General features: G+C 60.5%; 14 protein-coding genes, 1 tRNA gene and 1 pseudogene. 11 read left to right on the top strand and 5 right to left on the bottom strand.

Annotation, left to right across the window (positions count from 1 at the left end; translation table 11 throughout):
• Positions 1–742: 742 nt before the first annotated feature.
• The 3 genes and pseudogenes from PRL19_RS15735 to PRL19_RS08245 form a co-directional block, all read left to right on the top strand.
• Positions 743–1,228, top strand: a pseudogene (locus tag PRL19_RS15735) (DEAD/DEAH box helicase); the annotation flags it as partial.
• A gap of 548 nt (positions 1,229–1,776) precedes the next feature.
• Entirely contained in the window at positions 1,777–2,316 is a 540-nt protein-coding gene (locus tag PRL19_RS08250) for a hypothetical protein (protein WP_273742603.1), read from the top strand.
• Positions 2,316–2,567, top strand: coding sequence for a hypothetical protein (locus PRL19_RS08245; protein ID WP_273742602.1), 252 nt, complete (start codon positions 2,316–2,318; stop codon positions 2,565–2,567). Before PRL19_RS08250 ends, PRL19_RS08245 begins: the two co-directional genes overlap by 1 nt.
• Positions 2,568–3,286: 719 nt before the next feature.
• Here PRL19_RS08245 and PRL19_RS08240 read toward each other — a convergent pair.
• The 5 genes from PRL19_RS08240 to PRL19_RS08220 form a co-directional block, all read right to left on the bottom strand.
• The gene (locus PRL19_RS08240; protein ID WP_273742601.1) at positions 3,287–3,571 is read right to left on the bottom strand and encodes a hypothetical protein; all 285 of its coding nucleotides are present in this window, start codon (positions 3,569–3,571) and stop codon (positions 3,287–3,289) included.
• A gap of 913 nt (positions 3,572–4,484) precedes the next feature.
• Complete coding sequence (locus PRL19_RS08235) at positions 4,485–4,727, bottom strand: hypothetical protein (RefSeq protein ID WP_273742600.1); 243 nt, start codon at positions 4,725–4,727, stop codon at positions 4,485–4,487.
• 776 nt (positions 4,728–5,503) lie between these two features.
• Positions 5,504–5,980, bottom strand: coding sequence for a hypothetical protein (locus PRL19_RS08230; RefSeq protein ID WP_273742599.1), 477 nt, complete (start codon positions 5,978–5,980; stop codon positions 5,504–5,506).
• Between the two features lie 542 nt (positions 5,981–6,522).
• Positions 6,523–6,599: transfer RNA gene (locus tag PRL19_RS08225), tRNA-Arg, on the bottom strand.
• 85 nt (positions 6,600–6,684) lie between these two features.
• Positions 6,685–8,106, bottom strand: coding sequence for a sensor histidine kinase (locus PRL19_RS08220; RefSeq protein WP_046000117.1), 1,422 nt, complete (start codon positions 8,104–8,106; stop codon positions 6,685–6,687).
• A 250-nt stretch (positions 8,107–8,356) separates the two neighbouring features.
• Between PRL19_RS08220 and rpmH the strand changes: the two genes are divergently transcribed.
• The 8 genes from rpmH (at position 8,357) to yihA (ending at position 14,839) form a co-directional block, all read left to right on the top strand.
• A complete protein-coding gene (gene rpmH, locus PRL19_RS08215) occupies positions 8,357–8,491 on the top strand; it encodes a 50S ribosomal protein L34 (RefSeq protein WP_042247969.1) in 135 nt (44 codons plus the stop codon).
• Positions 8,492–8,541: 50 nt separating this feature from the next.
• A complete protein-coding gene (gene rnpA, locus PRL19_RS08210; RefSeq protein ID WP_420704387.1) occupies positions 8,542–8,934 on the top strand; it encodes a ribonuclease P protein component in 393 nt (130 codons plus the stop codon).
• Positions 8,931–9,194, top strand: coding sequence for a membrane protein insertion efficiency factor YidD (gene yidD, locus PRL19_RS08205; protein ID WP_045982129.1), 264 nt, complete (start codon positions 8,931–8,933; stop codon positions 9,192–9,194). Before rnpA ends, yidD begins: the two co-directional genes overlap by 4 nt.
• Entirely contained in the window at positions 9,178–10,065 is an 888-nt protein-coding gene (ttcA, locus tag PRL19_RS08200) for a tRNA 2-thiocytidine(32) synthetase TtcA (RefSeq protein ID WP_045982130.1), read from the top strand. The genes yidD and ttcA overlap by 17 nt, the downstream gene beginning before the upstream one ends.
• 58 nt (positions 10,066–10,123) lie before the next feature.
• A complete protein-coding gene (locus tag PRL19_RS08195) occupies positions 10,124–11,419 on the top strand; it encodes an EAL domain-containing protein (protein ID WP_273742597.1) in 1,296 nt (431 codons plus the stop codon).
• Positions 11,420–11,571: 152 nt separating this feature from the next.
• Complete coding sequence (gene yidC / locus PRL19_RS08190) at positions 11,572–13,434, top strand: membrane protein insertase YidC (RefSeq protein ID WP_046000114.1); 1,863 nt, start codon at positions 11,572–11,574, stop codon at positions 13,432–13,434.
• On the top strand, positions 13,431–14,192 hold the full coding sequence (locus PRL19_RS08185; protein WP_273742596.1) for an MOSC domain-containing protein: 762 nt from the start codon (positions 13,431–13,433) through the stop codon (positions 14,190–14,192). Before yidC ends, PRL19_RS08185 begins: the two co-directional genes overlap by 4 nt.
• The gene (gene yihA, locus PRL19_RS08180) at positions 14,189–14,839 is read left to right on the top strand and encodes a ribosome biogenesis GTP-binding protein YihA/YsxC (protein WP_273742595.1); all 651 of its coding nucleotides are present in this window, start codon (positions 14,189–14,191) and stop codon (positions 14,837–14,839) included. Before PRL19_RS08185 ends, yihA begins: the two co-directional genes overlap by 4 nt.
• Positions 14,840–14,849: the final 10 nt, after the last annotated feature.

Here is a 14,849-nt window from a genome sequence, read left to right as displayed (position 1 = left end):
TCTCACCTTGCGGCGTATAGTAAAAGGACGAACGAGGGACCTGCAGCAGAGCGCGCTGCCGGCCGATCGACAGGTCCGGATGGTCGCGTTCGACCATGCCGTTCGGCATCGTCTCTCGGACCAATGGCGTTCCAATGCCTCATCACTTCCCGCCCCAAGACTTCAGCTTTCGTTACAAAAAAAGAACTCAGGGGCGTGCTGCTTTCGTTTCGACATCGTCGATCTCCCTCGTGATGAAGATCAGCAGACAGCAAAAACAGAGCTTACGTCAGTGCCCAGCTTTCAGGCGGCACCTCAATCCGTGCGCTCGCGGCCGTTTTAGGAGGCATCCCGGACGCGGATAGGAAGCGACATGCAGCGGTTTTCCGTGGCGTCGCAAAGTCAGCCAAACCAGACGACGCTGTCGTAATGGAAGGCCTGCCGCCGATGGTGGTAGCCTCTTTTCCGGGTCCATTTCACTTGGCGCGGCTTCTCGAAGTAGCAAGTTCTGCGCTTATCGAAGTAGCAGTCATCAACGTTGACCCGCCAGACGGTGTACCTTCCGATCGCTGGCATCATTCGATGGCGCGAGTCGCGAAGAAGAGGACTTATATCTGGTCGAACCACCTAGCTGCATTCAGGGCAGGCTACCTCGAACCCGGCACATCCTGTGCAGTTGGTTTTCCAAAAGGTGCAGGCAGATCGACCACCGCACAATTAAAGATTCATGCAGCTCTTCTGCGAGATCTGAAAAGTTGTTTTCCTCGCGCCAACCCATGCACTGGTCGATCAGACCGCCCGGGTCTTGCGGGCCGCCTTCCCGAACACCAGCGTCAAGGGACAGAGGGCAGAGGATTTAGAGGAAGACACGTTGCCTGAAGAGTTGCCCGACATACTAGTAATGACCGGGGAAGCATGCCTCTACGCGAGCCATATCGAGCCTGAGAGCTTTGCGGAAATCGGACTTCTCATCCTCGACGAGTGCCATCTGATCCATCCGAAGACTGACGGAAATCGGCGAGCTATCGACGCAATGCTATGCCTGATCCGCTTTACTCGGGTTGACCCAGATGCGGATCTTGTCCTCCTATCGGCTATGGTGACGAACACGGGAGAGATCACCGAATGGCTTGGGAAGTTGACGGAATGCCGGTCCATCCCTCTTGATGACGTTTGGAAGCCGACCCGACAGTTGCGGGCTGCGTCGTGTACCAAGCGGACGCAATCGAACGTCATAAGCAGCATATAAGAGAGGCTTGGCAGAAAAGAACCATACTAGGTCCGCCCGCTACACTCAATCGAACCCTAAACGCTGCCCCATTCGGCTTTTTCAGCTTAAAGCAGACATGGGCGTCAACAAGGCGCGATGAGTACGCACTGCTCTTACTTTTGGACCATGAGGTCCTATTGTCCGCTAGTAAACAATGGGGTCTGACTCCAAACTCGGGTGAGCTTGCGTCGCAGATTGCTGCTTCGGCATCAGCTGCCGGACTCCGGCCCCTCGTCTTTTCCCAGTCAGTTCCCAACGCATGGTCGATCGCCAAAAAGGCGTCTGCGATCATCAACGCTCCTTCGACCGAGCTTACGACAATTGAAAAGCGTCTATACGAAACGGTACTCGATGAAGTGGGTAACGCGGGCGATGCTTATCTCGTCGTCGAGAACGTTGCTCTGCAAAGCGCCGCCATGGCCCATCACGGCCTTTTGCTTCCCTAGGAAAAAGACTTAGCGGAGAGGCTATACGGTCGAGACGGCGGTCTACAGGTTCTCGTCGCGACACCCACCTTAGCGCAGGGGATGAAGCTGCCGGCCGAATTGGTGATCATCGCTGAGGACAGTCGCTTTGATCGTGAAACGAACCGCCGTGATCTTCTCGATGCCGCTGCGTTGCTGAATGCCGCCGGGCGGGCCGGACGCGCGGGTCAGAGCGCTTCGGGTATCGTGCTTATTATTCCCGGTAGGGTTGTTCCTCTTTCAGATAAAGATGGTACGATTGGTAGGCAATCGACGCAGCTCCGCGAGGTCTTCAGCCAGTCCGATCAGTGCTTAGTTCATGAATATCCATTTGAAGCCGTCATGGACCGTATTCATTACGAAGCGGAGGACGCCGGAGATCTGGAACGGTATGTCGTCAGCCGTCTGACGGAGACCCATTTGGATGGCGAAGACGGAGGCCGCATCGAATCGATTTGCCCCGAAGCCTTACAGCTTTCCGAAAGCATAAAGCGGTTGACGAACAATTGGTTGCGAGCCGAACGAGGGCCGCTCTGTCTGTCATATCCCCCTTGGATCAAGATGCCGCTGTGCTCGATCAGAGGTACCGGGACCTTGCTTTGATGGTAGGCCTCCACGTTCTCAAAGCTTTGTCCGACGCTTTGAACGATGCTCCAGATGATATGGCAGGCACCGTAGCCGGGATCTGCGAGTGGATGTTCTCATGGATGCAGGCCAATCCAGGCTACCTTATTCGAATGATCAAGCCGTCCACCTTCGACGATCTGTTCGGAAAGGCCTATGGGTATCTGCCATCTGATAGTGAAAAAGCGCAGTATTTAGTCCCCAAGCTCAACGCGACGCTTCAACGGTGAATGGATGGCGCATAACTGAACAAAATCCAGCCGATCATATCGCCGAAGGGTGCTGCGGCGCAGTTTTCGCCTGACGCACGCAAGTTTGTGATCCGTGCGATCCCGGACTTGGCACATATAGCGGGTTTGCCATCTCATATTATGCAGGTCTTTACACAAGGAGGATCTGAATCCAGTACGGTGGAGGAGGCGGGCCCTCTCCTCCTTACTCATGTCTGCGTTCGGCGTGGGCTGCGAGATGCAGCGATGGCAGCCGTTTTCGATGTTGGACGGAACGTTGCCGCGAAGAGCGATCCATAGGGCGTTCGAGGACGTGCGCCCGCATGTAGCTGGAGCAGAAAGCGGTGAAACGATTGACGGCCTCAAAGAAAGGGTTCGTGTAGGGAGGGATCTCAAAGAGGTGATTGAAGCGTTCTCAAGTATCGATACTGGTCCATTCGCCCGCACTCAGTTGTGACAAGAGGTGCACAGCAAGCATAGCCCAGGCGCAGCGAAGTCGGCTTTCCTTCCTTCGTATCGGCCTTTGAGGTGACGGGTACACGAGTCCTGCAACTGCAGCGGACATCCGGAAGGTCCCGCATAAATGACGGATGGGGGCTATCGTGAACCGTTCGCTATGCGGGACCTAGCTGCCGTTCGCTTAATGTCTAAAGATTTTCTATTTCAGATGTTTGGTTGCTGAAGGCAGAAGCCTTACTTTAACCTGATCTAAGAAATAATCATTCCAAGATCAAAGCCACCACGAGTTTCGAGATCAGTATCGCGGCTGCAAGAAGCGATACAAAATAATATCGAGGGCGGTTACGGGACTCCAGCCATTCGGCAGGATTGAGAATTAAGCCATAGTACAGCAAAAACCTTAGCTTGGACGTGCGCGTGCCTTTTTCCAGCTGCGATTTTGCATAATCCGCATAATGCTCTCGAAAGAGGAGCCCATTGGCGATCACCGTGCCTACCAAGAACACGATGACTGCTACAATGATGAGAACTATTGTGGTGTCCATGCACCAAAGCATGCCGCCTTCCACAGCAGAAGCAATGTGTATTCCGCAATTTCGCAGCGCGATACGTTATGCAGCTATAGCTTACAAAGCCAAAGACAGCTTTGGACTCCTTGCGCATATGCCCTAGCGCCGCCCTGGCGGCGGCTATGCAGGACAAAGCTGCAAAGGTTTGGACTGAAGCATACTCAGGTTTTTAAACGGCGCAAGTATAGCTGCCTTCCAAAGAATCCTATCCCTAGCACAGCAAAGATACCTCCGGTGCCCATGAATTTACTCCCCATAGATTGAAAATTTCTCAAGAGTAGACCGCTGCGGAGAACGCCGGTAGCTTGATCGTAATGAGCCGTAACAGTTTCTCCCGCTTCATGAGGTTTATGAGCGACCCAAGTATTTCCGGAGTATAGAACGCTATTGCCATTCTGCGTTTCAGCTTTGAAGGTTGGCCTGAAGACAATCCCGTTGTCTCCCCGACGCTCCTCGACAGCAACCACTAAGGCTTCTACATCGATAGAGGTTCGCAAAAACGTGGCGGAAGTATATACCATCCATACGCCAATGCAAAAAAATAACGGGCCGATGGTCACCGCTAAGTAGGGAAAGGTATGAATGCTGCGAGCTAAAAACTCTGAAAAGCTTTTTGGCTTTGAAAACCTATTTCAAAATTTCCTACGTTTTCTTCAAGTATTAAAATTTCTTTTAATATTTGCACGTCATAATAACTGGTCATCGATTAGATTATCAGGAACAATTGATCAACTTTCAGTCTATTCAGTTGTTTTGCCATAATAGATAATACTAATTCGTAATATACGCAGCATTCGTCAATAAGGGCTCCTCACCTCCACGCCCGCCTAGCGCTCCGGCGTCAGCTATTGCGGACGGAGCTGCCGATCATTGCTCTCGGTCTAAAATGCTACTTCTGCCTGTCCAAAAGTTTTCGCCCCTCATCGGTCCAGCTTGCGAAGCGCACCCCGTCATGCAGCCAAGTCACAAGTCCATGCTCTGCCAATACACCCAAGGCGAGTTCACCCGAACTCATAGCCATGCTGTCGAGGACACCCTCATCGCGCCGTAGGTATTGCTCTGTCATCCAAGCCAAGGCCTTGAGTGCCTTTTGCTCGGCGAGCATTCCCGAGGAGGTCGCTTGTTGGGCCACGTGCCGCGATCCTGTCATGGTCCTACCTGAATCAGAGTTAGTCATGGATCGACGATACCATGCAGGCGACTGACGGCTATGGGCTCTTGGCGCCGCTGGCCGGTCTCCACAACGGTGGCCGCTCTGCGGGACTAAGCTGCCGTCCGCCCAACTCTTGCTTAGAACATCCCGAACTAACACGAACTTCCTGCGCCATTTGAGGAATTACACTAATAACCTTTGAGCCATTACTCAATTCCAAATTCTTCATGTATCAATAATGATAAATTTTCCGCCAGCTTTTCGTCTGAGCCAGTCAGTATGAGCGTGGAGCTACGCGGCTCTTGGGGCCATTCCCGGCCAAAGCAGTCAACCTTCAAATCGGATTTTTCATCTAGTCCCGCGTCATCCACATCCACAAACACCCCGAATTTTCCTGAGTTGCTTGACACATAAACATCGACTATCGATGCGATCGGTATTCTTTCTAGTGAGAACGTGGTTTGATTGGGCGCATGGTATATCCTATCCAAGCTCTCCGTTACCATAAAAAATCCGTCCATTTTATATATATGTTGTGACATCCCCTCCATCTGCTAGTGTATTGAACTTAATATTGAAATCATCCAGCTTCGGCTCCTGAGTATAGGCTGTATATGGCAATACAGCCGCCAGAAGCGCAATCATAAGTGATACTTTAATATTTCGCCTATTTATATAATAATAAGCCCCAGATAATTTACTTTGATGGCTCCGCGTCGCCTGCGGCTATGCAGGACGAAGCGGTCATTCGTTCCTTACGGCGATTGGATAAATATCGCTCCTCTCCCCAAGTCACCGGAAAGAAGTACGATGACCACCTGCTGATCCGGTGACGAATAATATGTGCCGGGTGTATCCCCGAACATGATTTCGTCCGCACCGGCAGTCATCTCTCGCAGGCAATCCTTTCCATCAAGCAGAGTTGCATTGATTCCCGCGATTTCGCGAGAGCGCACCTCCGCAAATTCGACCATTGATCCGTGTTGAGACCACGAGGGGGTGTCGGCGAAGCGCCCTTTGAAACCCGCCGCTTCTCTCGCCGCTTCCGGCGAGACTTCGAAAATACCTACTGCAGGGCCAAACCCGAAAAAGCTGGTGCAGCTATCCGTCAAGGTAGGTGATGCATCCGCAGGAAGCGCGTTACCGAGGATTTTCATGAGGTGGCTATCCTGGGTGCAGCCGACTGCAAAAAGCATGGTGGCGGACACTGCCAGCAGGCGATTAATCGGCATGTCTCCACCTCGAACTTACAGGCATATCAGGCATAGCCGCCGCGCGAGGTCAATGACCGCAAAGGACTCTTTGTGTCGATACTACCTAGCAGTCGAGAGGCTGCTTTTCAGGTATATGGTGATCGCGGGCACCGCGATCGCTGATCCAGGAGACAGCCGCGCCTCCGCTTCGCTCTGGCACAGCTGACGATCTTTCATTTCATTTTTCCGCCTGCCATCCGGCCGGCGATCCGAACACGGGCTCTGGTGCCGCTGCGCGTCAGCCTCCACGGAGAAATCCGGTTCCTCCCACGCGCGGGGCGCGCGGATCCCTCCCAATTTCACCACTTGGGCCCCGTGTGTCAGATCACCGTACGGCCGCAGGTTGGGCTGCGCGCACCCTGCTTTGCCCTTCGGATGACATGAGGTCATCCAAAGCGAAAAGCAGCGATGGGTTTGCCACTGGCGGAACAGGAAAGAGCGGGCGGAGATATTGTACCACCAAAAAGGCAAAGCCGTAACAGAAACGGCAATTTTGCATGGTGTTCACAAAAAAGGAAAAATGGTGCACCCGGAGCGATTCGAACGCCCGACCCCCAGATTCGTAGTCTGGTGCTCTATCCAGCTGAGCTACGGGTGCAACATGCGGTGGGAATTAGCGACCACGCCGGGGGGATGCAAGGGCGAAAAGACAAAAAGATGACTCCTTTTTGGCAAATCGTCCTTCAGCGCGCCGCGGCGTCGGCGCGGGCCGACAGATCGGCCATCCCGCGGGGGATGTGGATGCAGAACTGGCTGCCCTCGGCATCGCTGCGCAGCAGGATCAGCCGGCCCCCGTGCCCACGCACCAGATCGGCCGCGATCGTCAGACCCAGGCCCGTGCCGCCGCGGCGCGTGCTGCCCGTGAAAGGCTTGAACAGGTACTCGCGCGCCTTGTCCGGCAGGCCCGGTCCCGAATCGCAGACCTTGATCCACCAATCGCTCTCTGCCTCGCCGGCGCCGATCTCGACCGTGCCGGGGCCGCCGGTCGCCTCGATCGCCTGGCGGGCATTGCGGGCCAGGTTGGCCAGCACGCGGTACAGCTGATCGCGATCGGCGCGGATCACCAGGCTGGGGGGAATGTCGGTCAGGAACTCGACCCGCCCTGCCGCCTCTCCTGCCAGGGTCTCGGCCTCGATCACCTCGGCAGCCAGCTGCGCCAGGTTGAAGCGTGACAGCGTCGGCGCAGGCTCCTCGGCCTTGCCGAAGGCCAGCGTCGTCTCGCACAGGTTCACGGCGCGGGTGATCGAATTGACCAGCTTGGGCGCGGCTCGGCGCACCTTGGGGTCGGCGCTGTCCTCCAGACGGTCGGCAAAGATTTGCGCCGTGGTCAGGATGTTGCGCAGGTCGTGGCTGATCTTTGCGATCGCCTGGCCCAGCTGTGCCATCCGCTCCTTCTGCTTGAGGGAGGACGTCACGGTCTGCTGCATCGACTGCAGGGCGGTCTCGGCCTCGCGGAGTTCCGCCAGGCGCGCGTCGGGGATGATGATGTGGCGGCTGTCCTCGGGCGCGCTGGCATAGGCGGACATGTGGGTGATCACGCGGCGGATCGGCACCAGGATCATCCGTTGCGCGGCTGTGAACAGCAGGACCGCCGTCAGGATCGAGAACGCGGCCGATACCGCCAGCAGGCGCAGGCCGTAGTCGATCATCGCCTGACGCAGGGGCGCGGTCTCCATGGTGATCTCGATCAGCTGGCCCGCCTGATTCACCGGTGCGCCGATGACGCGGATCACACGATTCTGTCGGTCGGCCAGCGCCCGCAGCGAATCGCCGATCGTGTGCAGCACGCCTTCGGACCGCAGATCATACGTCGCGGCGATCGGGCCCGGGATGGGCGACGACAGGACCAACTGGCGCACGTCGTTGCGCCGCAGCACGACGTTGAAGACGCCGGCCGTCTGCAGCAGCTCGGCCTCCAGATCCAGAGCGATCGATTCGTCGGTGGCCAGCAGGGCCAGACTGGCGATCTGCGCCCTTTCCAGCCGGCTCTCCAGATAGTCCAGCCGGAAGCCCGCCAAGGATGGCAGCAGGATGAACAGCTCTGCCAGGATGACGAACATGGTTGTCAGCGCGGCGAATCGGCCAGAGATCGTGTTCAGTCGCATCGTGTCCGGGTTATGGTGTCGCGGGCCGGACTTGTCAGCCAAGCGATTGCGGGTTTGCACATCAAACGAATGTGATCTTGACCCGGTTCCCGGACCGATTGGCCCGTGATTTACCGGTTTGGATGGTTGACGTGGGCGTGCGGGTCCACTATCCAGCGGGCTTCGAACAACCGGCGTCGTGGTGCAGGGCAGTCTTCTGCAATCTGCCCCGTCCCGATCCGCCCCGCAAGAACCGACCCGGAGACTGATCATGAAGCGCACCTTCCAACCGTCGAACCTCGTTCGTGCGCGCCGTCACGGCTTCCGCGCCCGCATGGCCACCAAAGGCGGCCGTCTGGTGCTGAACCGCCGCCGCGCCAAGGGCCGCAAGCGTCTGTCGGCCTGATCATTCGTGATCCTGCCGGCGGTCACGACCGCCACGTAAAGGCTTTCGACATGCCGCCTCTGCCCCATCCTGCTGAAGTTCAGCCAAGGGATGTCGGCACGGCGGCATTTCGCATGCCGCCCGTCCTGCAGAAACGCGCCGATTTCCTGGCCGCCGCCCGTGCGCGCCGTCAGGGAATGCCGGGCTTCCTGCTGCAGGCCCGCAGGCGGGATGATGACGGCCCGGCACGGATCGGTTTCACCTGCTCCAAGAAGATCGGCAATGCCGTGGCCCGCAATCGCGCCAAGCGGCGCCTGCGCGAGGTCGCCCGCCTTGGGCTGGGCGATCTGGGCCAGGCCGGATGGGACTATGTCCTGGTCGGACGCCCCGAAGCGACCATCGCCCGGCCCTTTGCCGATCTGCAGGGCGATTTCGCGCGCGCCATGGCCAAGATCCACGCATGAGCCCGCTGGCGCGCCTTGTCGCGCTGCCGGTGCGCGGCTATCGGCTGCTGGCCTCTCCTTGGGTCGGGCATGGCTGCCGGTTCCAGCCGACCTGTTCGGCCTATGCACTGGATGCGCTGGCCCGCCACGGCGCCCTGCGCGGCAGCTGGCTGGCCCTGCGGCGCATCGGGCGCTGTCATCCCTGGGGCGGGCACGGCTATGATCCGGTGCCCGGCGCCGATCCCGACCATGAAAGGGCCCGCGATGCTGGACGACGCTGACACAACCGAGATCCACCCCCTGTTCGCGGGCGCCCCCCAGGGGACCGAGTTCCGCAAGCTGCGCAAGCGGCTGGTCCGCGAGACCCGCGCCGCGATCGAGGATTACGCGATGGTCCGCCCCGGCGACCGCTGGCTGGTGTGCCTGTCGGGCGGCAAGGACAGTTATACCCTGCTGGCGATCCTGCACGAGCTGCAGTGGCGCGGGCTGCTGCCGGTCGAGCTGTTGGCCTGCAACCTTGACCAGGGACAGCCCAACTTTCCGGCCACGGTGCTGCCCGAGTTCCTCAAGGCGCGCGGCGTGCCGCACCGGATCGAATACCAGGACACCTATTCCATCGTGAAGGAGAAGGTCCCGGCCGGCCGCACCTATTGCGCGCTGTGTTCGCGTCTGCGCCGCGGCAACCTGTACCGCATCGCGCGCGAGGAGGGCTGTTCCGCCGTCGTGCTGGGCCATCACCGCGACGACATGCTGGAGACGTTCTTCATGAACCTGTTCCATGGCGGCCGCCTGGCCACCATGCCGCCGAAGCTGTTGAACGAGGATGGCGACCTGACCGTCCTGCGCCCGCTAGCCTATGTGGCCGAGGACGATTGCGACCGCTTTTCGCGGGCGATGAACTATCCCATCATCCCCTGCGATCTGTGCGGAAGCCAGGAAGGGCTGCAGCGCGTCCAGGTGAAACGCATGCTGGACGAATGGGAGGCGCGGACGCCCGGACGACGGCAGGTGATGTTCCGGTCGCTGATGAATGTCCGGCCGTCGCACCTGCTGGATACTGAACTATTCGATTTTTCCGCGATTTTCCCGCCCGAACAGGGTGATAAGCCCGCCCTTCCGCCGATCCTGCGCGATCTGGCCGGGGAACATTAACGGTACGACAAGCAATTTGATCTATTCCTGACCCCGGTGATTCCGTGAAAGGTCCGGTATGTCAAAGAATGCGAACCGCTTGTTCTCGCCCCTCCGCAGGCTGCTTGGCGGCGCCAAGCGGGGTCAGGACCTGTCCCGCAGCCTGCTGCTGATGCGGCTGGAGAACACCGAAGCCCTGGGCAACATCTTGGACAAGGCCGCGATGGGGCACCTGATGGTGCAGCTGTCGATGACCCTGGGTGGCGCGGTGCGTCCCTATGATCCGGTGCAGGTGCTGGCGCCCGGCCTGTTCGCCTTCGTGCTGCGCGACCGGACCGACCGCGACGCGCTGCAGGTCGCGCGCAGACTGCACCAGCAGGGACAGACGCCCGTCGCCCTGTCGGGCCAGCAGGTCACCCCGGTGATGACCGGCGTCCTGATCCACGCCACGACCCCCGACCTGCCCTCGATCACCGCGCTGGTCGACAATGCCCGCCAGCGGATGAACCTGGTCGAGGATTGCGCCCTTGGCCAGCTGCGTCTCTATCCCTACGACCCTGCCCTGTCCGGGCCGGGCCTGATCGCGACCGTCAGCGACGCGGTGGTCGCGGCGCAGATGGAGGCATGGTTCCAGCCGCAGGTGTGCTGCAATTCCGGCCAGATCACCGGGTTCGAGGCGCTGGCCCGCTGGAACCACCCGACCCGCGGCATCCTTGCCCCGGGGGTGTTCCTGCCGCATATGTCGCCTGCCGATCACAATACCCTGACGCTGTTCATGCTGGCGCAGTCCATGGCCGCGCTGAAGACCTGGGACAAGGCCGGGTTCGACGTGCCGACCGTGTCGATCAACATCTCGAACTGCGAACTGTCGGACCGCGGTTTTGCCGACTGCCTGCTGTGGGAGCTGGATCGCCACGAGATCTCTCCACGCCGCTTGGTGGTCGAGGTGCTGGAAAGCGTCGGTCCCGTCACCAGCAGCGGAGAGACCCGCGAGAACCTGCGCAAGCTGGCCGAGGCCGGCTGCCAGATCGACCTGGACGATTTCGGCACTGGCTATGCCAGCTTGGACGCGATCCGACAGTTCGGCATCAACCGCATCAAGATCGACCGCAGCTTTGTCACTGCCTGCGACATCGACAACGGCCAGCAGCGGATGATCCTGGCGATCCTGGCCCTGGCCGAGCGGTTGGGCATCGCGGCCCTGGCCGAAGGGGTTGAAACCCGCGAGGAATATGCGTTCCTGGCGCACATGGGCTGCGACGAAGTCCAGGGCTATGCCATCGCCCGGCCCATGCCGCTGACGAAAAGCCTGGACTTCCTGGCCGGCCACGCGGACGCCGCGGCGCGCCTTCCCACGATCGGCCTGCGCGGCTGACACCCGCCCCATGGACCCGCGCCCCGCGGTCGCACGCGCGGGGCGTTTCGGCGAATTCCCTTGCATTCCTGCGTCAAATGGCAAATCCGCTTGACCTTTGGGGGTACGTTCTGTTGAACCGCCCAGACTGACGCGATGACGGTGGTGACGGAATGGAAGACAACAACCGCAATTTGATCCTGGCAACGGTCCTGTCGTTTCTGGTGATCCTGGTATGGTATACGGTCTTCGCCCCCGAACCCGTCTCCGACCAGCCCTCGGGGCAGCCGCTGACGGAACAGGTCGTGGGCGACCAGCCGCTGGCCACCCCCGGAACGGAAGCGGCCACGACGGCCCCCGCCGACCTGGCGGCCGAGCCGGATGCCGCAGAACCCGCCGGTCGGGTCGCGATCCAGTCGTCGGCGCTGTCGGGGTCCATCTCGCTGGCCGGCGGTCGCATCGACGACCTTCTGCTGACCCGCTATCAGGAAACCCGCGACGAGGGGTCTCCGGACGTGCGACTGCTGACGCCGTCCAGCGCGACGGCCGATGACAGCATCCCCGTCGACAGCGCCCAGTACAAACCCTATTACGCCGTCTATGGCTGGACCCCCGGTCCGGGCGTGGACGCAAGCCTGGTTCCGAACCCCGCGACCGTCTGGACGCTGGAATCGGGCGAGACGCTGTCCCCCGGTCAGCCGGTGACGCTGGCATGGGACAACGGCGCGGGCCAGATCTTCCGCCGGACCTTCGCGCTGGACGACAACTATCTGTTCACCGTCGGCCAGAGCCTGCAGAACAACGGCGATGCCGCGTTCTCGGCCGCGCCCTACGGCATCATCGCGCGCCATGGCCGCCCCGACACCCAGAACAACTTCATCCTGCACGAGGGCGTGGTCGGCATGGTCGACGGCACCCTGGTCGAGATGAAATACGACGACGTCGCCGAACTGGACCCGATCGACCGCGAAGGCCGGGCCGAGGTCTATAACGTCACCGGTAACGGCTGGATCGGTTTCACCGACAAGTACTGGATGTCCTCGCTGGCCCCCGCGCCTGGCCAGGCCTTCACCGCGGTCGTGAAATACGCCGACGGCGCCGACATCTATCAGACCGAGGCCCGCTTCCCGATGCAGACCGTGGAGCCCGGCACCCAGCTGAGTGCGGACAGCTACCTGTTCGCCGGCGCCAAGGTCTGGGAGGTCATCCGCGGCTATGAGGAGACCCCCGGCATCCAGCGCTTCGTCGATTCGATCGACTGGGGCTGGTTCTACTTCCTGACCAAGCCGATCTTCCAGTTGCTGCACTGGCTGCACGGCATCATCGGCAACATGGGCTGGGCGATCATCGCGCTAACCTTCGTGCTGAAGACGCTGGTCTTCCCGCTGGCCCGCAAGTCCTATATCTCGATGGCGAAGATGAAGGAACTGCAGCCGCAGATGGAGGAGATCAAGAACCGCACCGGCGACGACCGGATGAAGTTCCAGAAGGAAGTGATGGAGCTGTATAAGCGGGAAAAGGTGAACCCGGCCGCGGGCTGCCTGCCGATCCTGCTGCAGATCCCGATCTTCTTCTCGCTCTACAAGGTGATCTTCGTCACCATCGAACTGCGCCATGCGCCGTGGTTCGGCTGGATCCAGGATCTGTCCGCGCCCGACCCGTCCAGCCTGCTGAACCTCTATGGCCTGCTGCCCTACGGCGTGCCGGCACAGGGGACGCTGCTGCACTCGGTCACGCTGCCCGCGCTGGCGATCGCCCTGGGCATCAGCATGTGGATGCAGCAGCGTCTGAACCCGGCCCCCACGGACGCCGCGCAGAAGATGATCTTTGCCTGGATGCCGTGGATCTTCATGTTCATGCTGGGCGGCTTCGCCTCGGGTCTGGTGCTGTACTGGATCACCAACAACGTGATCACGATCCTGCAGCAGTACACGATCATGTCGATGCACGGGCACCGTCCGGACCTGTTCGGCAACATCAAGTCGTCGATGCCCACGCGCAAGCGTCCCGGCAACAAGCCTGGCGCAGGAAAGTGACCGCGCATCTGGCCCTGATCCGCCGCCATCCGATCAAGTCGGTCGGCGGAGAGGGGCTGGAGCAGGTCACCCTGCAGGCCGGCCATCGCCTGCCCGGCGATCGTGAATGGGCGGTGCTGACAGAGGCCGGTGAACGCCACGCTTTGGCCCACCAGACCGACGGGCAGCCGGATCGCTGGCTGCCCAAATCCTGCTTCCTGCGCGGCGTCGTCTCGGCCGACCTGCAGGCCATCGTTGGCGGGTGGCGGGACGGCATGCTGCACCTGTCCCATCCGCGGGCTGGCACGCTGGTGCTGGACCCCGCCACGCGGGGACAGCAGTTGATCGACTGGTTGCGCCCGCTTTGGCCGACCGATGCCCCTGCCCCCACCCGGCTGGTGCATGGTGCGGCCGTCTGGACCGACCAGAAGCGGCCCCTTGTGTCCATCCTGTCCCTGTCCAGCCTTGCCCATCTGGAAGCCCAATGCGGCCAGGCCTTCGCCACGCATCGGTGGCGCGGCAACCTGTGGGTCGATGGTTGGGCGCCCTTTGCGGAACGCGACCTGATCGGCCGCACCATCCGCATCGGCGCGGCAGAACTGCGGGTTACCGACCATGTCGGCCGCTGCGACGCCACCAGCGCGGATACCGACAGCGGGACGCGCGACATCGACATTGTCCAGACGCTGGACCGGCTTTACGGCCACACCGATTTCGGCATCTTCGCCGAGGTTGTCACCGGCGGTCCGGTCCGCCTGCAAGATCAGGTCTACGCATGAAAGTCGCCTTTCCCACCGCCCCCGATCCCGAAGCCTCCAAGGCAGAGCAGGCTCGCCTGCTGTTCGCGGGGCCGGTCGATTTCGTCAAGGGCGTCGTCCACATGGACGGCCTGCCGCCGCCGAATCGTCCCGAAGTCTGCTTTGCGGGCCGATCGAACGTGGGCAAGTCCAGCCTGATCAACGCGTTGACCGGCCGCAAGGGGCTGGCCCGCGCGTCGAACACGCCGGGCCGCACGCAAGAGATCAACTATTTCGCCCTGGGCGAGCACTCCTATCTGGTCGACCTTCCGGGCTATGGCTTTGCCAAGGCCCCCGTCGCCGTCGTCGCGAAATGGCAAGCGGTGCTGAAATCCTATCTGGCCGGGCGTCAGACCCTGCGCCGCGCGTTCTGCCTGATCGATTCGCGCCATGGCGTGAAGGATGTCGACCACGAGATCATGACCCTGCTGGACCGGTCCGCGGTGCCGTTCCAGGTGGTGATGACCAAGACCGACAAGCTGGGCCCGAACGCCCTAGCCCCGGTCCTGGATCAGGTGCGCGAGGCGTTGCAGAAACACCCTGCGGCCTATCCGGAACTGGTCGTCACCAGTTCCGAAAAGAACCAGGGCATCGCCACGCTGCGCGCGATCATCGCCGGGCTGGACTGATCGGCGCATG

Source organism: Paracoccus marcusii, assembly GCF_028621715.1.
GTDB classification, from domain to species: domain Bacteria; phylum Pseudomonadota; class Alphaproteobacteria; order Rhodobacterales; family Rhodobacteraceae; genus Paracoccus; species Paracoccus marcusii.
This window is presented reverse-complemented; position numbering and strand designations above follow the sequence as displayed.